Genomic DNA, 21,591 nt, shown 5'->3' on the forward strand with positions numbered 1-21,591 from the left:
GCCTGGATATTACCTCTTACGATTTGTTGACTCACCTGCGGTTGAACAATAACTTGCTAATCTGGTCATTAGGCTTGTCCTCACATGACGGATCAATCTATTCAGCGTCGCCTTGCCGCCATCGTCGTTGCCGATGTGGTGGGATATACACGCCTGATGGAGGCTGATGAAGGCGCAACGCTGGCGAACCTCAGGAAACTCCGTTCTGGCGTTATCGAGCCGGCTGTGATGCGCCACAACGGCCGCATCTTCAAGGTTGTGGGCGACGGCTTCCTGATCGAATTCAGTAGCGCGGTGGAAGCGGTCGCAGCAGCGTTGGAAATGCAACGGGCCACCACCGCTGTTGAGACCTCCGACCGGCGCCTGCTTTTGCGTGTCGGCGTCAATCTGGGTGATGTCATTGACGACGGTTCAGACGTCCTCGGCGACGGGGTCAATGTCGCGGCGCGCCTCGAGACGCAGGCCGCGCCGGGAGGTATCTGCATTTCAGCCAGCGTTCACGGCGAGATCGTCGGCAAGATCGGCGACCGGTTCTTCGATGCAGGCGAACGCTACCTGAAGAACCTGACTCGCCCAGTCCACGTGTGGCATTGGCCGGATGCGCTGCAGAGCATATTGCCGCTGCCCGAAATGCCCTCGATCGCTGTATTGCCGTTCACGAATATGAGTGGGAATGAAGCGGACGCGCCTTTCGTCGACGGCTTGACCGAAGACCTGATCACTGACCTTTCCCGAACGGCTGGCCTGTTCGTCATCGCGCGCAATTCCGTGTACGGCTACAAGGGCAAGCCGGTCAACGTACGGCTGGTCGCCCAGGAACTCGGCGTCCGCTACGTCCTGGAGGGGAGCGCCAGACGCGCAATGGGCCGTGTCCGCATCAATGCCCAATTGGTCGACGCGCTTGGCGGCCGGCACTTGTGGGCCGACCGGTTTGACAGGACGGTGGAAGATGTTTTCGAATTACAGGATGAAGTTAACGCCAAGATTGTTGAAGCCCTCGTCGGCCGACTGACCATCCCGCCGCAGCGCAATCGGCCGAAGAACTTTGAGGCGTACGACCTGTGTGTGCGCGCCCGCCTCCTGACGGAAGAGTCGCCGCAAACTGAGCGTGAGGCCTATATGCTGCTCCAACGCGCGGTCAAGCTCGAGCCATCATATGCCGAGGCGCTTGGTCTGCTCGCCTATAATCGTTGGCTTGCCTGGACTCATTTCGGCGAGCCCGAAGATCCCAACCGTCGGATGGCGGTGACGTCCGCGCAGAAGGCGGTCGACCTGGATCCCAACGATGCCGGCTGCCGTTACGTTCTGGGGACCATTTTGGCTTATGAGCGGCGATGGGAGGAATCGGAGGCCGCCTTCGCCAAGGCCCTGGAGCTGGACCCCAACCACGCCGACACCTGGGCCGCCATGTCGGACGTATCAGTGCTGGACGGCAGGGTTGCCGACGGACTTGCGCAGATCGAAAAAGCTCTGCGGCTCAATCCCTATCCAGCGTGCTGGTATCTTTGTCATCTTGGGCAAGCGCAATACGCCGCGCGTGACTATGAGGCGGCAGCCGCTACACTCCGCAGGGAAGACACGTATCGTACCAACTCACGCAAATTCCTGGCCGCTACGCTTGCACAGTTGGGCCACCATGAGGAGGCGCTGCGAGAAGCAGAATTGTTCCTGATCGCCCACCCTCATTTCACGATTGGGCATTGGCTCAGCTCCCAGCCGCTGCGCGATGCATCTGTACGAGACCACTTTGTTGACGGCTTCCGAAAGGCCGGCCTGCCAGAGATGTGACAGCGGGTGGGGACAATTCCGACGCGTTCGAGGACTTGATCGACGGATATGCGCTGCGCGAGAACGGCGGTCTCGATCGCAGTGCCAAGCTTCTTCAGACGCTTCACAAAACGCGTCAATCAGCCCCAGTCTTACATGACTTTTCCGCTGAACCGCCTTGCATCGTGGTGGCGATGAGCCCGTAGCCCAGAATGAAGACAGGATGCTTTGCAAAACATTTAAGCAGCTTCGCCGAGACATGAAGGCCACGACGCCTGCTTCCGCTATCGGCGGCGCAAAGATGCCGTTACCTTGAAACTAGACAATGGCTGCTTTCCGGCAGGTGCAAGGTCTGTTTCAACGGCAAAATTAGGCGCAAAGCAGCCGTGTCCTTCGACAACGAAAAAAGTCCACTTAGGGCCGACCGTTACCGGAAACTGCTGAAGTTAATTTGACCACGAAGACCAAACTCACGACAGCGCAAAAATCCTCACCTCTCTCCCGATGCCCTGAAGCTCCGCCATCCGGGAGGCCGATGAGATGCCGCTGTCACGCAGGATCTCTGAAACTTGGGCATCCTCGACGATCGCCTCCGTCGTCATGATGACATTGGGATCGGCAAGGCCCTGGACGCGGGAGGCGATATTCACCGTCTGGCCGAAGTAGTCCTGCCGGTCGTTGAGGTTGACTGCGAGGCATGGGCCCTCGTGGATGCCGATCTTCAGCAGAAGGTCGTCGCTGCCGTGTTCGGCATTTAAGCGAAGCATCGCCTCCCGCATCTTGAGTGCGGCCGCTACCGCACGGTCCGGGCTCGGGAAGGTCGCCATTACGGCATCGCCTATAGTCTTCACGACCGCTCCGGCCTCTGTGGCGACGATCTCATGAAGAACCCGGAAATGCGCTCGCACTAGATCGAAAGCGGCAAGATCTCCGACGCGCTCATAGAGAGCGGTCGAGCCCCTCAAGTCAGTGAAGAGGAAAGTCAGGCTGGTGATCTTGAGGCGCTGGTCGACGTCGAGTGTGTCGGTCCGATAGATGTCGCGGAAGCTCTGGTTCGTCAGCAGACGCTTGGCTGTCAGGAAAGGCCGCCTGCGGCCCAAGAGGTCGTGCAGTTCGTCTCCTGCGATGCAGACGTTCGGCACCACTCTGCGGTCGGTGTGGTTCTCGAGGGTGAGCCGCAGTGAGCCCGGGCGCAGGGTCAGCGTTTCGTTCAGCGCATGCGTCCGACTGATGATCATCGAGAGGGTTTGCCGTTCGTCGGTGGGCTCACCCTGCACGTCGATGAACTGCGCCGAGTGTGTCACCGGATCGAAGATGATGACGAACTGCGCCGGCAGTTGCAGGGAGACGAAGGCCTTCTCGCCCGGAGCCAACTCGATCATCTCCAGCTGGATGCGCGAAAACCTCGCTTCGAGATCGTCAGGCAGGTCCACTCCGGAGCTGAAGAAGATCTGGCGATAGTACTCGAGCGGCGGCAACCGATCGGGATCGTGAGCGGCAATCCTGCGCACGCGCGGACTGACCGTGAACGTGACCTCGACCATCTCGTCGAGGGTCGGCTCGTATCCGGCTGCGCAGAGCGCGCAATGGTACGTCTCGTGGACGACGGTTTTGAGGGTTGCGCCGCTGTCGAGGACGCCGCCGCATCCTGGGCAAAGGACATTCCAGGTCATCTCGAACGCGCCTATGCGGGCTGCATGGAGAAACGCGGCGATGGTTTTCTCTTGATCGAGATGGTGCTTATCGGCGAAAGCGAGCGCATTGATGCGATTAAGCTCGCGATCCGAGCCATGCGTGACGACCTTCTCGATGCACTCAACCGTCGGCGGGTCAGCCGCCTGTCGCAGGGAGGCAAAAAGGACGTCCACTTCGCTCATTAGACAAGTCTCCGTGTGCAGAACCCACGGCGGACGACGCCAGGATCGGGATCATAACACGGGAACTTCCCAATAGAAATCTATAGGCTTGGAGCTGCCTGCTGCCCAGCGAAGCGGGTTCATTTCCCCTTGTATATTCGCTTCAGCGCCACCAGCAGCGCATCCAGTTCGTCGCGCGAAAACAGGTCGGTGAAACGCCGCTCGTGCTTGTCGATCAGCGCACGCGCCCGCGCGAGCATCGCGCGTCCGGCCTTCGTCAGATGAAGCTCCTGGCGCCGGCGGTCCGCCGCGGAGGGACGGCGCTCGATCAGGTTGCGGGCCGTCAGCCGGTTGACGAGGGCCATCATCGTTGCCCGGTCGGTGCCGAGCGTGTTGGCAAGGTCGATCTGCGATGCGCCCGGATTGCCGGCGACGAGTTCTATCACCGCCAGCTGCTTCTGCGTCAGCGCCAGCTCCTCCATGGTTTCGGCGAAGTCGCGATAGATTGCGACATGCGCCATGCGTAGATGAAACCCCAAGAGATCGCCCAGCCGGCCGACGTCGAGGCCTGGCGTCGCGGGCGCATCTTCGCCCTCGAAATCGTCCTGCGGTGATTTTATCGCCATCGTTCGTTCTCGCCTCGTCCAGGCGCCATAACCATCAAAATCAGCAGGTTAGTCAATATCCGTAGTGCGGATTTCCCCGCGCCATTCGATCGATCGGATTTGCCTCAAACAGCCTCTTGCATCGCGGGGAAAAGATATTAGTATGTGTTACATACAAAATTGATGCCTGTTGCGGGGAGCGGTAGGCATGGGAGGAGAAAATGGCGCATTCCTTTTCCGGGATGGCTTCGTCGGCGGATTGCGGGCTGGTGACGGATGATCCGATCCTTTACCGCGCCGGCGTCGCACCGGACCGTCCGGCTCTGTTCGAAATCGCTACCGACAGGCAGCTCACCTATGCCGAGCTCGATGCGCGGATCGCCTGCTGCGCCGGCTTCCTGAGCGATGTGCTCGGAGTGCGCCGCGATGGGGCGCGTGTCGCCATGCTGGCGCGCAACTCGATGGATTCGATCGTGCTTGCCTTTGCCTGCCAGCGTGCCGGCGCCATCTACGTGCCACTCAACTGGCGCCTCAACGCCGCCGAGCTTCGGCCGATCCTTGCCGATTGCGCGCCGGCTCTGCTCGTTCATGACGAGGAGTTCGCGGCAACGGTGGCCAGCGTTGCGAACGCCGATCCCGAGATGGCGGTGATATCGACGGCAGACGGTTCGGCCGGTCTCGCCGCGGTGATCGAGGCGAGCCTTCCGGCCGCTCCCGTGCCCGCCGATGCCGATGGACCCTGCGTCCTTCTTTACACCTCGGGCACGACGGGACAGCCGAAAGGCGTCGTCATCACCCGCCGCAACGCCTTTTTCGCCGCCATCAATTTTTCCGTGGTCGGCGAGATCGGGCCGAGATCCGTCGCCCTATGCGACCTGCCTTTCTTCCACACGATCGGTCTGATCGCCGTCGCACGAACCACATTGATGCTGGGCGGCACACTCGTCGTCTCCGATCGCTTCACGCCGGCGCGCACACTCGCAGCCCTTGCCGACCGGCAGCGTGCCATCACCCATTATTTCGCCGTGCCGCAGATCGTGCTCGCCTTGCGCAACGACCCTGCCTATAGCGCCGCGGCGCTCGCCGGCCTGCATGCGCTCTTCGTCGGCGGTGCACCGCTGACGCAGGCGCTGATCGAAAGCTATCTCGATGACGGCGTTGCGCTGGTCAACGGTTACGGCATGAGCGAGGCGGGAACGGTGCTGCATATACCGATCGACCGGCGCGCCGTGCAGGATAATCCCGGCAGCGTCGGTCTTCCCGCGCCATTGCTCGACATTCGTATCGTCGGCGAGGACGGCCGCGAGGTTGACGAAGGCGAGATCGGCGAACTCTGGCTGCGCGGGCCGGCGGTGACGCCGGGCTACTGGAACAAGCCTCAGGAAACCGCTGCCGCCTTCGCCGACGGCTGGTACCGCACCGGTGATCTCGGCCGACGCGAAGCGAACGGCTTCTATCGCATCGTCGACCGGCTGAAGGACATGTACATCAGCGGCGGCGAGAATGTTTATCCCGCCGAGGTCGAAGCGGCACTCGCAAGTCATCCCGATATCCTCGACGCCGCGGTCGTCGGCATTCCCGATATCCGATGGGGCGAATGCGGCCTCGCCTATATCGTGCTGCGGCCGGGTGCCGTGGCAACGGGCGATGAGATCGCCGGCCATTGCGCGGCTAGGCTCGCCGCCTTCAAGCGTCCGGCGCGCATCCTCTTCGTCGAGGCCATTCCCCGAACCGCCTCCGGCAAGGTGCAGAAACATGTCCTGCGCCAGTTCCATTCCGACGAAACCCTTCAACGACAGCCCCTGTGAAGCGGCCCCGGCATTCACGCCGAAACCAATGGAGTGACCCTATGACTGAAGACAAATCGCCGGTTCTGGTCGAATTCGATGGCGGCATCGCCTTCGTGACCCTCAATCGTCCGGAAAAGCGCAATGCGATGAATCCGGCCCTGAATATTAGGATGCTCGAGGTGCTCGACGAGCTCGAGGGCGACGAGCGCTGCGGCGTCCTCGTCCTGCGCGGCGCCGGCGAATCCTGGTCGGCCGGCATGGATCTGAAGGAATATTTCCGCGACAATGACGACAAGCCGCGTGACGTCACGCTGAAGGCGCGGCGCCAGTCCGGCAACTGGTGGGGCCGGCTGATGTATTTCGAAAAGCCGACGATCGCCATGGTCAACGGCTGGTGCTTCGGCGGCGCCTTCACGCCGCTGGTTTCCTGCGATCTCGCCATCGCCGCCGAGGAGGCAAATTTCGGCCTCTCCGAGATCAACTGGGGCATTCTGCCGGGCGGCAACGTCACCCGTGCGGTCGCCGAAGTGATGCGCCATCGCGACGCTCTCTATTACATCATGACCGGCGAACTGTTCGGCGGGCGCAAGGCCGCCGAAATGGGTCTCGTCAACGAGGCGGTGCCGCTGGCGGAGTTGGAAATCCGGGTCCGCAAGATCTGCGCCAGCCTGCTCGAAAAGAACCCGGTGACGCTGAAGGCCGCCAAGGACACCTACAAGCGGGTGCGCAACCTGCCATGGGATCTCGCCGACGATTACATCTACGCCAAGCTGGAGCAGATGCTGTTTCTCGACAAGACCAAGGGGCGCGACGAGGGGCTGAAGCAGTTCCTCGACGACAAGACCTATCAGCCGGGGCTCGGCGCCTACAAGCGCGGCCGCTGAGGACGGGCCTGGCATGCCGGGCCGTTCACGAGCCGATCATCGGGAGGAGGAAAGCAATGAAAATTCATGCCGCGGTGGCGCGTGCGCCCCATACGCCGTTTTCGCTGGAAAGGCTCGATTTGGAGGAGCCGCGTGAGGGTGAAATCCTGGTTCGCGTCGTGGCAACAGGGGTTTGCCACACCGATATCGTCATGCGTGACCAGCACTTGCCGGTGCCGCAGCCGGTCGTGCTCGGCCATGAAGGCGCCGGCATCGTCGAGCGTGTCGGGCGGGGCGTTGCCAAGGTCAAGCCCGGTGATCACGTGGTCATGACCTTCAATTCCTGCGGTCATTGCCCGAGCTGCAACGATCACGAGGAGACCTATTGCCACGAATTCTTCCCGCGCAATTTCTTCGGTGCGCGCGCTGACGGTTCGAGCGGGCTCTCATGCGAGGGAGAGCGGGTTCACGGCAATATTTTCGGGCAATCCTCCTTCGCCAGCCACGCCCTGTGCCATGAACGCAATATCGTGAAAGTGCCTGAGGATGCGGATCTGGCACTGCTCGGGCCGCTCGCCTGCGGCATCCAGACCGGCGCCGGCGCGGTGATGAACGCGCTCAAGATCGAACCGGGAAAAGTGCTCGCGGTGTTCGGCATGGGCTCCGTCGGTCTTGCCGCGGTAATGGCGGCGCGGATCGTCGGTGCTTCACGGATCATCGCCGTCGATGTCAACGAGACGCGGCTGGCGCTTGCAGCGGAGCTCGGCGCGACTGATATCGTCAACGGCAGGGCGAGCGACGCGGTTGCCGCGATCATGGCGCTAACCGGCGCCGGCGTCGATTATTCGATCGATGCCTCCGGCGTGCCTGCGGTCATCGACCAGTGCGTGCGTGTGCTGGCGCCGCGCGGCACCTGCGGCATCGTCGGGGCCTCGCCCCATGGCGCGACGCTGACGCTCGACCTCACCCATATCCTGTCCGGCGGGCGCCGGGTCCGCGGCATCGTCGAGGGCGATTCCAATCCGGACGTGCTGATCCCGTTGTTGATCGACCTGCATCGGCAGGGCCGCTTTCCCTTCGACAGGCTCGTCACCTTCTATGATTTTGCCGACATCAACCAGGCGGTGGAGGATTCGGAAAAGGGCATCGTGCTGAAACCGGTCGTGCGCCAGCCGGCCGTCTGACACCGTTCGAGGGAGGAAACAATGAACACCGTCACCCCAATCGCCACCGATACCAGTCCCGATGCGATGAAGGCGCTGCTTGACCGGCAAAGGGCGTCTTTCCTGAGGGAAGGGCCGCCAAGCATTGAGACCCGCATCGATCGCATCGACCGCGTCATCGCCCTTCTCGTCGACCATAAGGATGCGATTGCCGCGGCCCTGTCGGAGGATTTCGGCAGCCGCAGCGTCGAGGCGAGCCTGCTTCTCGACGTCTTCACCTGCGTCGGTTCGCTCAAATATGCCAAGGCCCATCTGGCCGAATGGCTGAAGCCCGAGCAGCACGAGGCATTGTTCCCGGATGCGGTGGCAGAAGTGGTCTATCAGCCGAAAGGGGTTGTCGGGATCCTGAGCCCCTGGAATTTCCCCTATCAGCTCGCCCTTGCGCCGCTCGCCGGCATTCTTGCCGCCGGCAACCGCGCCATGATCAAGCCGTCGGAGGTGACGCCGGCTTCATCAGCCTTCATGGCGGAACTCATCGCCGGCTCTTTCGACGAAACGGAAATATCAGTCGTTCAGGGCGGGCCGGCGACGGGCACGGCCTTTACATCACTTGCCTTCGACCATCTGATCTTCACCGGCGGAACTGCGATCGCCCATCATGTCATGCGCGCGGCGGCGGAAAACCTGACACCGCTGACGCTTGAGCTCGGCGGAAAATCACCCGTCATCGTCGGCCGCGCGGCCGATCTCGCAGACGCGGCGCGGCGCGTCATGACCTTCAAGACGCTGAACGCCGGCCAGATCTGCCTTGCGCCGGACTATGTCTATGTGCCCGAGGAAAGCGTCGAGGCCTTTGCCGGACACGCGGTCGCGGCAGTCGGCGCGATGTATCCGACACTGAAGGAAAATCCTGATTACACCTCGATCGTCAATGCCCGCCATCTCGCCCGCGTCCAGGGCCTGATCGACGATGCCAGGGCCAAGGGTGCTCGTGTCGTCGAGATCAACCCGGCGGCAGAGAATTTCTCCCAGCAATCGGCCCACCGTATACCTCCGACGCTGATCCTCGATCCCACAGAAGACATGCGCGTGCTGCAGGAGGAAATCTTCGGACCCGTGCTGCCGGTCCTTCCCTATCGCGATATCGCCGACGTCATCGACCGTATCAATGCCAGGCCGCGCCCGCTCGCTCTCTACTACTTCAGCCAGGATCAGCAAGAGGAACGCCGCGTCCTCGACAACACGACCTCCGGCGGGGTGACGGTCAACGACTGCATGAGCCACGTCACGGCGGAAGGCCTGCCCTTCGGCGGCGTCGGCCATTCGGGCATGGGAGCCTATCATGGGAAGTTCGGCTTCCTCGCCTTCTCGCACCCGCGCGCCGTCTATCATCAGAGCAGGATGGTCGAAGCGGAATACATGATGCGGCCGCCTTATGGCGAGGCGATGCGCGGCTTCTTGGCGGCGGCGATCTGCAAGTAGAAGAGAAGTGGCGGCGATGCCGTCGGCAGCCTCGGCTGCTGACGGCATGACGCGGGCGCTGTGGGTTCGCGACTGCTTTCACCTCAAGGAATGGCCCGATTGCGCAGACTTATCCGGATAACGCGATATTGCGTCATTGGGCTACGTGTCCTGATGCAGAGGATGCCGTTGTTAAACATGCCTTATGCATCAGGTGCTAGCCGTTGAACGGCAGGCGTAGCGGACATGATGTCTCCTGCCGTCCTGGAGCATGACCTTTAATTCCGGTTTCGCCTATTTCTCATGTGATCAAATCTGGCAGCAGGCCCTGCGTGCCCATACCGCATCGTCGCGGCAGTCGCCGCTTTCCTGTCGCCGTATTGCTGCCGACCGGGCTGGAGACGCATAAGCAAACGAGTATAGCCTGATAGGTCTTCAATTTAACGAAGCTCAAACCAGTGTTGCCCTATGATTGGTTCGGTACATGTATTGGAAGGTGGATCCAACGCAGTGAATGGCATCTGGACGCAATTCGGTGGCAACTTGTCATTCGTGTGCCTGGCGATTTCGCTATGGGCGCATTTCTCGATCCAATTTCAGCGTCGTTCGGCCATACAGGAAAAAATCGCCTTCGGAATCATAGCCGGCGGCGCCTCCATCGGATCCATTTTGCTGGCCGTCGAAGTCAATCCCGGCATCTATATCGACATGCGCTTCTCGCCGCTTGCTTTGGCGGGCATGTTTGGTGGACCGATCGCGGCGGCCTTTGCGGCGTCGCTGGCGATGGCCTTCCGCTTCTGTGTCGGCGGCACGGCAATGGTCGATGGTCTGATCGCAATTGCTGTCGCGACCGGCATCGGCCTGGCTGCCAATTTCTGGATCCGGAAGAGATCTCCCGGGTTCATGGACATTGCACTGCTGAGCCTCGCGCTCGGCGCCGCGCTTGTTGTTTTGATGGCGGTGCTTCCCACTCTGGTGCACGCCCGTGTATTGGCCATCATCGGTCTGCCCATGACCGTTTTGAACTGCCTGGCGACCGTGCTCTGTGGTTTCGTGCTGTTGAAGACACAGCAATGGGACCTGGAGCGAAGCATATTGGTGACCGCGTTTTCGCAGTCGCCCGACTATCTCTACGTGAAGGACCGAAACAGCCGGTTCATCACCGTCAATGAAAATATGATCCGCCTCTATCGTTTCAAGACGACGGCAGAGATGACCGGATTGTCGGATTTCAATCTTCTGTCACGGCCGCTCGCCGAAGAATTGTATTATCTCGAACAGCAGGTCATGGACACTGGCGTGCCTCTGATCGACTCCACCGAGCGCATCGAAGGCAGATACCTGCTCGCCTCCAAGGTGCCGCTGAGGGATAGACAGGGGCGGGTGATCGGCCTTGCCGGGGTAACGCGTGATGTGACGGAGCGTGCTGCTCTGGAGCGGGAACTGCGCGAAAGCAAGAACCTGCTGTCGCATGCGATGGCCGGCATGTCCGATGGTATCGCGATGTACGACAGCAAGGGTTTTCTTGTTTTCTGTAACGAACAGTATCGCACCGCGTTTCCGCTGTCCGGAGACGCCCGCGTGGTTGGCGCGCATATCAGCGACATTCTTCGCCGCGTCGCCGAAACAGGCGAGCGGGCCGGTATTCCGGACAATGACCGCGAAGAGTGGATCAAGGCCGCCAGTGCTACCTTGCACAGCAACAAGGACGAAGAGATTCAACTTCACAACGGCGACTGGCGCAGCATCCGGACAAGGCTTGCGGAAGACGGCACGGCGATGGCCGTTGTCTCGGACATCACTGCGACGAAGCAGGCGGAAATCGCGCTCAGGCTGTCGGCGGAGCAGCTGAAGAATCTGGCCGAGACCGATGGGCTCACCGGCATGGTCAATCGCCGGGCCTTCGACGAAGCTTTCGCCCGTGAGACCGCAGGCAGCGCCAGGAAAAACACGCCGTTCAGCCTTCTGATGGTCGATATCGACCGCTTCAAGGCATATAACGATACCTACGGCCATCCCGCCGGAGACCAATGCCTGCGTGTCGTCAGCAAGTGTCTGCGGCAGTCGGTAAGCCGGCCGGCAGACATCGTCGCTCGCTACGGCGGAGAGGAATTCGTGGTTCTGCTCCCAGCAACCAGTGCGAAAGGGGCAATGATCGTTGCCGAGCAATTCGCACGTCTGCTGAGCCAGGAGAATATCGTTCATTCCGGCAGCGAATTCGGACGGGTGACCGCCAGCATCGGCATATCCTGCGCGACGGGAGCCACCTTGAGGGTCAACCCTAACCGCCTCCTGACCGAGGCCGATGCCGCCCTCTACGACGCAAAGACCCAAGGTCGCAATCGCATCCTGGCACATTCGCCCGACGAACGGCATGCCATGAAGGACGCCGGTTAGATCCTTGATAGGTTTTTCCTATCGAGCCATCGCTCGTGCGCCCTTGATGTTTTCCTCGCTTCGACAATACAGGGCGCATGGACACAAAATTCATTGGTAAGAAATCGGCGGCAGCCGGCGGCTGGGGCGCTTTGAAGAGCTGCGGCAAGCGTTTGCTTCAAAGCGGCATGCCCATTTCAGGCGCGCGGACGATGCTGAAGGCGAACCAGCCGGATGGATTCGATTGCCCGGGCTGCGCCTGGGGCGATCCGGAGCACGGATCGTCGTTCGAGTTCTGCGAGAACGGCGTGAAGGCCGTCGCCTGGGAGGCGACGGAAAAGCGGGCAACGCCCGCCTTCTTCGCTGACAATACGGTATCTGAGCTTCGCCGGCTGACGGACTATGAACTGGAACTCAACGGCCGCCTCACCCATCCGATGCGCTACGATGCGGTGAGCGACCGTTACCTGCCGGTCGCGTGGGAGGATGCCTTTGCCGAGATCGGCAGCATTCTGACGGGCCTCGATAATCCCAATCGGGCGGAATTCTACACGTCGGGCCGGGCGAGCAACGAGGCCGCCTTCCTGTACCAGCTGTTCGTGCGCGTCTACGGCACCAACAATTTTCCCGACTGCTCCAACATGTGCCACGAGGCAAGCGGCATCGCCATGCGCCAGGCGGTCGGCGTGGGCAAGGGCACCGTGCTGCTGGAGGATTTCGAAGAGGCCGACGCGATCTTCGTGATTGGGCAGAACCCGGGCACCAACCATCCACGGATGCTCGGCGACTTGCGCCGGGCGGCGATCCGCGGCGCGCGCGTCGTCGTCTTCAATCCCATCCGCGAACGCGGCCTGGAGCGCTTCTCCGACCCGCAGGACAAGATCGAGATGCTGCGCGGCGGTTCGACCGACATCGCCAGCCTTTATCTCCAGCCGCAACTCGGCGGCGACATGGCTGCGGTGCGCGGGATGGCGAAGGTCGTGCTGGCTGCAGAGGATGCAGCGGTCGCCGCCGGTCTGCCCTCCGTACTCGACCATGCATTTCTCGCCGAACACTGCGCGGGTTTTGCGCAATACAAGGCAGCGGTCGAGGCGACGAACTGGGCTGACATCGAGGACCAATCGGGACTGAGCCGGCAGGAGATCGAGAGGGCGGCCGATGTCTATGTCAACGCCGAGCGGGTCATCTGCACCTGGGCGATGGGTGTAACCCAGCATCTGCATTCCGTGGCGACGATCCGCGAGATCGCCAATTTCATGTTCCTGCGCGGCAATATCGGCCGGCCGGGTGCCGGCCTTTGCCCGGTTCGCGGCCATTCCAACGTGCAGGGTGACCGCACCGTCGGCATCAACGAAAAGCCATCGGAGGATTTCCTCGATGCGCTGGAAAAGCACTTCCGCTTCACCGTTCCCCGCGAACATGGCCACAATGTCCTTGCCGCGATCGGAGCGATGCTCGACGGCTCGGCTGATGCCTTCATCGGGCTTGGCGGCAATTTCGCGCGCGCCACGCCTGACAGCGCACTCGTTGAAAAGGCGCTGCGGCGGCTGAAGCTGACGGTGCACATCGCAACCAAACCCAATCATTCGCATCTCATGCCCGGCGAGACGGCCTTTATCTTGCCGTGCCTCGGGCGCACCGAGATGGATATGAATGCAGCGGGCAACTCACAGCTCGTGAGCGTCGAGGATTCGATGAGCATGGTGCATGGTTCTGCCGGTATCAATCGCCCTGCCTCGCCGCATCTCCTCTCGGAAGTCGCCATCATTGCCGGCATTGCACAGGCGACGGTCGGCTCCGTCGTGGTCGACTGGGCAGAGCTCGCCGACGACTACGACCGCATCCGCGATCACATCGAGGCGACCATTCCCGGCTTCGAAAACTACAATACGCGCCTGCGCAAGCCGCGCGGTTTCCACCTGCGCAACACGGCCGCCCATCGGGAGTGGCATACACCGGCAGGCAAGGCGTCATTTTCTTCGGAGGCGCTTCCGGAGGAGACGGTGCATCAGCGGGCGCGAAAGGGAGAGGGGCGTTTCGCCCTGCAGACGTTCCGATCGCACGATCAATACAATACGACGGTCTATGGTCTCGATGACCGATATCGCGGCGTCTATGGGGAGCGGCAGGTCATCTTCATTCACCCAGCCGACCTGACGGCGATGAATGCCAAGGCCGGCGACCGGGTCGACGTGATCGGCGAGCATGATGACGGCATCGAGCGTGTCGCAGAGGATTTCCGCTTTGTGCCCTATGATATTCCGAGGGGAAGCATAGCGGGATATTATCCCGAGCTGAACGTGCTCGTGCCGCTTGGCAGCGCGGGTAGGGAAAGCGATACGCCCACCTCGAAATCGATCATGGTATCCTTCCGCCGACGAAAAGCCGCGTGAGCGAAGAAGCGTCGGAGGCCGATCGCTTTCTCGCCCTCGTCGCTGCGGCGCAAGGCAGGGATAACAGGCTGACACCCATCCAGGCCGGTCTCCTTGTCGCCGCAGATTTGGGGATTGCCCGTGACAGTCGCACCTTTGCGCGCATGCTGGGGATCGCGCATTCTCTCGTGCTCAGGGAGCTCAACGCCCTGGCGGAACGCGAAGGGATGCTGCAGATCGTGAAGCGGGATCTGAGGACAATGAGAGTGCATTACACATTGCCGCCGCGAGACGAGACGTAAACCCCCATGCGTTATCGCCGCATCACGCGCTTCCTGGTGTCGGAAGGGTATTCTCCGTATGTCGTCTTATAGACTGCGGAAAACCGGCCGAAATGAAAGAAGCCCCATTTGAGGCAGATGGCCTTCATGGTCTCCTTGCTCTCGGGATCGAGCAGATCCTGGCGCGCGGCACGCAGCCGAAGCGTCAGCAGATAGGCAGCGGGAGAGGTTCCTCTGAAGGCACGAAAACCGGTTTCGAGCGCCCGGCTGGATACGCCGGCCGCTTCGGCCACCTTCGGCATTGTGATCGGCTGATCGATATTGGCGTGCATGAATTCGATCGCCCGGCGCACATGTCGCGGGGCGATCAGGGCGGGGCCATTCTCCAGGAAATGCGACAGCCGGTGCGGCACCAGGCGCACAACCAGATCGGCGAGCGCCTGCGTCATATGCGCCATGGCGATCGGCGACTGCAGCAAGGGGCCATCGTCGCGCATGCCTGAGATGATCGTTTCCGTGAGATTGTTGATCAACCGGCCTTCCGGTTTGGACAGATCCAGTTCGGGCAGCAGGTCAAGGGAGCCGCTGAACGGCATCTCGAACGTCTGGCCGATCGTTTGCAGGATGAGAGGCCAGTTGATCAGCAACTCGTCGATGACGTTCGATCGCCCATGCATGATGACGCTATTGGGCTCGAAATTGTTATAAAGAAGCAGTTTTCCTTGCCCGGCCTCGGCGACGCGGGACCCATAGGTTACCCCCATGCCGCCGCTGCGCGGCACGACGATCGACAGGTATTCGGCCGTATCGACGGTCGGCTCGATATTGAACTGAAACTCCGCCTCATGATAACCGGTGAGCAGGACGGCGGTGTCACATACCGAGAAATCCAATCCCCAATGGAAGTCCTGGGCGCGGCCGACAGGCTCGGCATCAAATGCGCCAAAAGCCCCCCCGAGCGTTTCGACCATGTTGTCGAAGGACGAACCGCTAAATCGGAATGAGAATGGCGCAGTGCTATTTTCCGTCATGCTGCTCCCATTGTTCGATGTGACTGTTTCGACATGCTTTTCTCCAGCGCTCGCAGGTGCCAGCGTGACGCGCGGCCGGCGAGAGTGTCGGATTGGTGCACGTACCTCTGCCAGCCTTGCCAGTCGTCATGGATGGTCGTCCTGCGCTGCGGCGCTTCATCAGAGCCTGTAGACGGCATGGATGAGCGGCCTAGGACGTATATTAGACGATTGTTGGATAGAGTGCAGCAGCTTGCAACGGAGCAGGTGGATCTCCGCGTCATACCGGCATCGAGATCAGCGGCTTGTGCCAGCTGATGCAGGCCGAATTCGGGTATGGTAGACGTCAAAAAGACCAACCCGTTGAATGCATTAGTTCCCATCCAGATCAGGAACTGACAGAACCCGCGGCCATTGGCAAGACGTCACGCTGCCGGCGATGATGACAACCCGCTGATAAAACGATTACGCTGAAGGAGCGATTTTACAGCTGTAGCCGATAGAGAGCGCCCCAATTCGCGAGCTGCGCAGTCGCCTGCCGAAGGTTCTTAGTGGACCGCTTAAAGATGGCCTTCGGCAGGCAGACAGGCATGCAAGCATACGCACGGGATGGAGTGCGTATGTATGATCCCTTTCATCCTTTGGGGGTAACGGATGGAAGGGCTTGGTTTTGGGACCGTCAACCATCATGGCCTTGGTCGAGATTGATCTTACTGTTCCTTAGCTATGGAGCAATTGTCAGGCCCCGATATTGTCGGCCAACCGGCTTTTCGTGACGCAGTCTGGACTGACCTTGCGCAAAATGTATAGGCAAGCGCTTCGTGGAAGCCGCGTGTTCCGCGTCATGGCCTGCGCAGAGTGGATAGAGATCTTCAATTTCTCATTTAGCACGAACGATGGGAACTTCGGCATGCTGCCGCCGGGCACGATGCATTCGATTCTTTGAGCTGAGCAATGATTTTCTCACCGAAGGCACAAGCGACGGATCGTTTCTAACACGCCTATATCGACGTCAAGACTATCGGTTTCCGTGACGCTCGCGGGCATTGCTCTGTCTCCGGGGATACGGACTCCCTTGGAGCGCAGCCGTTCCAATTGGGCCTCGGCGCGCTCCGGGAAACCTGTATCCACGGCCGCGGGGAATAGCGCGATCACGGTCATTCCCGCATTCACCGGGTGCTCGCCCGAGAAAAAGTGGCCCGCATCGAGCGACCAGGCGGCCCCGGAAAGACCCGCGGAAAGCATCTCGACGATAAGAGCGATGTTGGCGCCCTTATAGCCGCCGAAGGGCAGGAGGGCGCCGAGCATCGCCTTGACAGGATCGGTGGTGATTGCGCCGGTCTCGTCGATGGCTATGCCGTGCGCAATCGGCGACTGTTCCCTTGCCGCCTCGGCAAGAGTTATGAAGGCCGTCGCACTCGTCGCCTGGTCGATGACGAGGGGCGGCAAGGGTTCCGGCAAAGGCGCGCCGAAAGCGAGCGGATTTGTGCAGTAGACGCGCTCCCCGCCTTCGGCGGCGGCCATCAAAGCCGGTCCGTTGGCGGCGGCGATGGCTATCAACCCGTCCTCAGCGAGGCGCCGGACGTAATATCCCAGTTCCCCGGCGGTATAGCTGTTTCTTTGCGTGAAGACTGAAATGCCGAAGGTTTTCACGCGCTTTACGAAGTCGTCGTAAATCAGGTCAAACCCGAGCTGCGCTATGCCGCCGTCCGCATCGGCGTAAATCAGGGCCGGCAGCACGTGGTCGAAGCGGGGCTTGGCGTCTCCGTTGATCCGCCCGTCGCGCAGGCTGGTGAGATAATCGACGAAATGCGGAAAACCCAGCTCGGTACGACCGAAGCAGGCGGCCGAAAGCGTTGCATCGACGAGCGCCTTCGCCATGGCCGGGCTGCTGCCGCAGGCGAGGCAGGCTTCGAGCGCCAATTGGCGGAGCTCGTCGATCGGCATTCTCATCCTCTGCTTTGCCATCACAGCTCCAATGCGGCTCGTCTACCCTCATAGAAGGCATAGGTGCCTGGCGCGGCGCAGTCTCCGATTTCGACGACATCGCAACCGTGCGAACACAGTTCCTCACCCAGCCAGTTGGCCGCTGCAGAGATGGCGGCATGTTGATTGCGACGCACTTCAGAGGGCGACTGAAAGGGCGCTATCGCGTCGGGGAGCCACCTCCTGCGAGTTCACCATTGCACCCGCGAGCTGGCGGAAGGTGACAAGCCCCAAAGCTTCTCCTGATGGTGAAAGCACCCTGGCATCGTCGTCCGGCGCCGATGCCAACATCCGCACAGCCTCTTCGACGGTCGTACCTGATGCAATCGTCAATCCGCCGGGCGCAGCACCGGAATGCAAGGGTGTCATGACGGCATCGACCTGGATGACCCGGCCTCGATTGACCTCCTTGACGAAGTTGGCGATGTAGGCGTCGGCCGGACGCAGAACGATGTCCTGGCTGGTGCCCTGCTGGATGACTTCGCCATCGCGCAGGATCGCAATCTGATCGCCCAGGCGAAGGGCTTCATCGAGATCGTGGGTGATGAAGACGATGGTTTTCTTGATCTCCCTCTGAATATCGAGAAGGACCGTCTGCATATCCGTGCGGATCAAAGGATCGAGCGCCGAATAGGCCTCGTCCATCAGCAGAACGGGAGCATCGTTCGAGAGGGCTCGGGCCAGCCCGACGCGCTGCTGCATGCCGCCCGATAACTGATTGGGGTATTTGCTCTCGAAACCTTTCAGGCCGACCCGCTCCAGCCAGCGCATGGCGACGTCGGCGGCTTTCGAGCGCTCCATGCCCTGCACTTCGAGGCCGAAGATGGTATTGTCGAGAACATTCCGATGCGGCAGAAGCGCGAACTTCTGAAACACCATTGCCGTCTGGTGCCGGCGAAACGTCCGCAATTCGGTCTCGTTCATTTTCACGACATCGACGCCGTCGACAAGCACTTCGCCAGCGGTCGGATCGATCAGACGATTGATGTGGCGGATGAGCGTCGACTTGCCCGAACCCGAAAGGCCCATGATGACCTGGATGCGGCCCGAGGGTATCTCGACATTGATATCTTTCAGGCCCAGCACGTGGCCGTGCTTTTCGTTGAGCTCGGTCTTCGACAATCCCTTTTTGACGGCATCGACATGAGCGGCAGGGTTGGGACCGAAGATCTTGTAAAGGTGGCGGATCTTGATGCCGCCGAAACGTTGATCAGCCATGGACGATCTCCCGATGCTTCTGGAGCCTCTTGCCATACGCCTGGCTGACCCGGTCGAAGATGATGGCGATGCCGACGATGGCAAGGCCGTTGAAAATACCCAGCGTGAAGTACTGGTTGGCGATGGCCTTCAGAACCGGCTGGCCCAGGCCCTGGACGCCGATCATCGAGGCGACGACCACCATGGCGAGCGCCATCATGATGGTCTGGTTGATGCCGGCCATGATGGTGGGAAGCGCCAACGGCAGCTGGACCTTGAACAGTTTCTGCGAACTCGATGTCCCGAAGGCGTCGGCCGCCTCCAGCACGTCCTTGTCGACCAGGCGGATGCCGAGGTCGGTCAGCCTTATCATCGGCGGTATCGCATAGATGACCACTGCGATCAGTCCCGGCACCTTGCCGATGCCGAGCAGCATGACGACAGGGATGAGATAGACGAAGCTCGGCATCGTCTGCATGACGTCGAGGATCGGATTGATGATGCGCTGCAGCCGGTCGGAACGCGCCATCAAGATCCCCATCGGGATACCGATGGCAATGGAGAGCACGGTACAGACGAAGATCATCGAGACCGTCCGCATCGTATCGTCCCACATGTCGAAATAGCCGATCAGCAGCAGCGTGACGAGACAGCCGAAGACGATCTTCAGGCTGCGGCTCGCAAACCATGCGATGACAAGGATGATTGCAGTAATGATCGGCCACGGCGTCTGCGTCATGAAGCGGTCGGCGGCGATGAGGAAATGCTGCAGCGGGGAGAAGAGGCTTTCGATTGCGTCGCCATAGGTGCGGGTAAATGTGCGAAAGCCGTCATCGATCGCCTTCTTCAGATTGCGAAGGGCGTCGTCATCCATATGCGGGAATTTGTAAAACCATTCCATTCGGTTCCCCTTTTTCTTCAAAGAGCCGCGGCAGTCTTTTTGATTTTATCGGCAGCGAGAGGCGGTGCGCTTTAGGCGCACCGCAATAGTCGGTCTTAAAGAGCAGCTTCGATCTTCGCAGCTGCCTCAGGCGAGACCCACTTGGTCCACAGGTCCTTGTTTTCTTTCAGGAAGTGCTTGGCACCATCCTCGCCGGTTGCCTGGTTGTCGGTCATCCACGCCATCAGCTTGTTGACCGTCTCATTGCTCCAGGAGCGCTTCGTCAGGTAGTCCATGACCTCAGGCCCGACCTTTTCCGAAAAAGGCTTGGCAACCAGGGTCACCACGTGATCGACCGGCCATGCATTCGGCTTCGGATCGGGGCAATCGGCGACGGTATTGCAGCGCTTCCATTCGGCAGCGTCGTTCGGCACGCCGGCTTCCAGCTTGACCATCTGATACTTGCCGAGCAGCGCGGTTGGTGCCCAGTAATAGCCGGCCCAGCCTTCCTTGCGTTCGTAGGCCTTGGCGATCGAACCGTCGAGGCCGGCAGCTGAACCGGTGTCGACGAGGGTGAAGCCTGCCTTCTCGGCTTCGAAGGCCTTGTAGAGCTGCGTGGTCACCACGGTGCCGCCCCAGCCCTGCGGCCCGTTGTAGATGGCGCCCTTCTTCGAATCCTCAGGATCGGGGAAGAGTTCCGGATGCTTCAGCACATCACCGATGGTCTTGATATCGGGATGGGCGTCGGCCAGATATTTGGGAATCCACCAGCCCTGTACGCCGCCATCGGGCAGCGGAGAGCCGACCTGGACGATCCGGCCTTCATCCGTCCCCTTCTTGACGACATCCGGCAGCAGGTCGATCCAGGCTTCCGGCGCGATGTCCGGCTGGCCCTTTTCGGCCATCGAGGTAATCGTCGGGACGGTATCGCCGACGGTGATTTCGGCGGCGCAGCCATAACCTTCGTTCAGGATGAGCTTGTCGAGGTTAGAGAGAACCTCCGCACTCTGCCAGTTCATGCTGGCAATGGTCACAGTGCCGCATTCGGCGGCGCTGGCGAAAGACGCCCCGCCCATCAGGCCAAACGTCAGACATGTCGATGCGAGTAGTTTTTTCATTCTCGTTCCCTCTGTTTAGCGGCCAGTTTTGCTGAGCGGGGCGCCGCAGGACCCGCTCCAACGGTTGTCAGGAAGCGTCTCCCATACTCACCGATTTCTTGAATGCTGCCGATAGTCCCTCCGCAACCGAAGCGTCGAACCCGGCCGCGCGCATGCCTTCGATGGCCGCCGCCGTGGTTCCGCGATAGCCGACAAAGGTTTGAACAACCTCATCGGGACATTCGTCGCGGCGCTCCAGCAGGCGACCGGCGCCTGTCATCACCGTGTTGACGGCGCGCCGCGCAATCTCCGCCGGCAGGCCATGGGCGACGGCATCGCTCATCATGGCGGCGGCGAGCAATGCCGGGAAAGCCGGTCCGGACCCGGACAGGCCGGTGAGGTAATCGATGTCGCTTTTCCTTGCGACCTCGTCCTCAGATCCGCATGCCTGAAAAATCGCGCGGACGAGCGCCCGGTCGTCTTCGGTGACATCGCTCGCGCCAATCCAGGGTGTATAGGACTTGGCCAATTCGGCGGCGGCATTCGGCAGGGCGCGGACGACGCGACCGGTGTTGTGGCGGTCCGAAAGTGCGTCCAGGCGGATGCCCGCCATGACTGAGATGACGAGCTTGCCGCCGGCATCGACATCAAGAGCATGCCAGTCATCAGGGCGGACGGAAAGAATGATCACGTCCGAACGGTCGGCAAGCGCCTGATTGTCGGTGGTCAAGAAAGAATTCGGGAAGCGGCGCGGCTCTTCGCTGCGATAGGAGAGGGAGAGTTTTTGAGGTTCGACCAGGCCGGCATCGAGGATCGAGCCGGCGATTGCTCCGCCAAGCCAACCGCCGCCACCAATTATACCGATCCTCAAGGAAACGCTCATCTCG

At 61.0% G+C, this 21,591-nt stretch carries 16 protein-coding genes; 8 read left to right on the plus strand and 8 right to left on the minus strand.

All coding sequences use genetic code 11. From position 1 onward, the window contains the following. Positions 1–84: 84 nt before the first annotated feature. Positions 85–1,788 carry an adenylate/guanylate cyclase domain-containing protein gene (locus AC1D2N_RS31680; RefSeq protein WP_018246057.1) on the plus strand — a complete coding sequence of 568 codons (1,704 nt, stop codon included), beginning with the start codon at positions 85–87 and terminating at the stop codon, positions 1,786–1,788. Positions 1,789–2,237: 449 nt separating this feature from the next. Here the strand turns inward: AC1D2N_RS31680 and AC1D2N_RS31685 are convergent, their stop codons facing one another. Together AC1D2N_RS31685 and AC1D2N_RS31690 are read right to left on the minus strand one after the other, a co-directional pair. Further along, positions 2,238–3,644, minus strand: a complete 1,407-nt coding sequence (locus tag AC1D2N_RS31685) for an adenylate/guanylate cyclase domain-containing protein (protein WP_018246055.1) — start codon at positions 3,642–3,644, stop codon at positions 2,238–2,240. Between the two features lie 119 nt (positions 3,645–3,763). Further along, complete coding sequence (locus AC1D2N_RS31690) at positions 3,764–4,249, minus strand: MarR family winged helix-turn-helix transcriptional regulator (protein ID WP_018246054.1); 486 nt, start codon at positions 4,247–4,249, stop codon at positions 3,764–3,766. 200 nt (positions 4,250–4,449) lie between these two features. Between AC1D2N_RS31690 and AC1D2N_RS31695 the strand changes: the two genes are divergently transcribed. The 7 genes from AC1D2N_RS31695 (at position 4,450) to AC1D2N_RS31725 (ending at position 14,555) form a co-directional block, all read left to right on the plus strand. Next, positions 4,450–6,036 (plus strand): AMP-binding protein, encoded by a 1,587-nt coding sequence (locus AC1D2N_RS31695; protein WP_018246053.1) that lies wholly within the window; start codon positions 4,450–4,452, stop codon positions 6,034–6,036. Positions 6,037–6,077: 41 nt separating this feature from the next. Continuing rightward, positions 6,078–6,902, plus strand: a complete 825-nt coding sequence (locus AC1D2N_RS31700) for a p-hydroxycinnamoyl CoA hydratase/lyase (RefSeq protein ID WP_018246052.1) — start codon at positions 6,078–6,080, stop codon at positions 6,900–6,902. Between the two features lie 56 nt (positions 6,903–6,958). Next, positions 6,959–8,065 carry an NAD(P)-dependent alcohol dehydrogenase gene (locus AC1D2N_RS31705; RefSeq protein ID WP_018246051.1) on the plus strand — a complete coding sequence of 369 codons (1,107 nt, stop codon included), beginning with the start codon at positions 6,959–6,961 and terminating at the stop codon, positions 8,063–8,065. 21 nt (positions 8,066–8,086) lie between these two features. Further along, a complete protein-coding gene (locus tag AC1D2N_RS31710; RefSeq protein ID WP_018246050.1) occupies positions 8,087–9,526 on the plus strand; it encodes a coniferyl aldehyde dehydrogenase in 1,440 nt (479 codons plus the stop codon). Positions 9,527–9,973: 447 nt separating this feature from the next. After that, entirely contained in the window at positions 9,974–11,902 is a 1,929-nt protein-coding gene (locus AC1D2N_RS31715; RefSeq protein ID WP_018246049.1) for a diguanylate cyclase, read from the plus strand. A 77-nt stretch (positions 11,903–11,979) separates the two neighbouring features. Next, positions 11,980–14,274, plus strand: a complete 2,295-nt coding sequence (locus tag AC1D2N_RS31720) for an FdhF/YdeP family oxidoreductase (RefSeq protein WP_018246048.1) — start codon at positions 11,980–11,982, stop codon at positions 14,272–14,274. Then, positions 14,271–14,555 (plus strand): hypothetical protein, encoded by a 285-nt coding sequence (locus AC1D2N_RS31725; protein WP_018246047.1) that lies wholly within the window; start codon positions 14,271–14,273, stop codon positions 14,553–14,555. The genes AC1D2N_RS31720 and AC1D2N_RS31725 overlap by 4 nt, the downstream gene beginning before the upstream one ends. 11 nt (positions 14,556–14,566) lie before the next feature. Here the strand turns inward: AC1D2N_RS31725 and AC1D2N_RS31730 are convergent, their stop codons facing one another. From AC1D2N_RS31730 to AC1D2N_RS31755, 6 genes are all read right to left on the minus strand, one after another. Beyond that, positions 14,567–15,565 (minus strand): AraC family transcriptional regulator, encoded by a 999-nt coding sequence (locus AC1D2N_RS31730; protein ID WP_018246046.1) that lies wholly within the window; start codon positions 15,563–15,565, stop codon positions 14,567–14,569. Between the two features lie 942 nt (positions 15,566–16,507). Then, positions 16,508–17,512, minus strand: coding sequence for an Ldh family oxidoreductase (locus AC1D2N_RS31735; RefSeq protein WP_018246044.1), 1,005 nt, complete (start codon positions 17,510–17,512; stop codon positions 16,508–16,510). A gap of 156 nt (positions 17,513–17,668) precedes the next feature. Then, positions 17,669–18,748, minus strand: coding sequence for a quaternary amine ABC transporter ATP-binding protein (locus AC1D2N_RS31740; protein ID WP_018246043.1), 1,080 nt, complete (start codon positions 18,746–18,748; stop codon positions 17,669–17,671). Next, positions 18,741–19,628: an ABC transporter permease gene (locus tag AC1D2N_RS31745; RefSeq protein WP_018246042.1), complete on the minus strand. Its 888-nt coding sequence runs from the start codon at positions 19,626–19,628 to the stop codon at positions 18,741–18,743. The genes AC1D2N_RS31740 and AC1D2N_RS31745 overlap by 8 nt, the downstream gene beginning before the upstream one ends. A gap of 95 nt (positions 19,629–19,723) precedes the next feature. Beyond that, positions 19,724–20,725, minus strand: a complete 1,002-nt coding sequence (locus tag AC1D2N_RS31750) for an ABC transporter substrate-binding protein (RefSeq protein ID WP_018246041.1) — start codon at positions 20,723–20,725, stop codon at positions 19,724–19,726. Between the two features lie 67 nt (positions 20,726–20,792). Then, positions 20,793–21,587, minus strand: coding sequence for a pyrroline-5-carboxylate reductase family protein (locus AC1D2N_RS31755; RefSeq protein ID WP_018246040.1), 795 nt, complete (start codon positions 21,585–21,587; stop codon positions 20,793–20,795). Between the last annotated feature and the right edge of the window lie 4 nt (positions 21,588–21,591).

The organism is Rhizobium sp. P1_B8 (assembly GCF_056406515.1).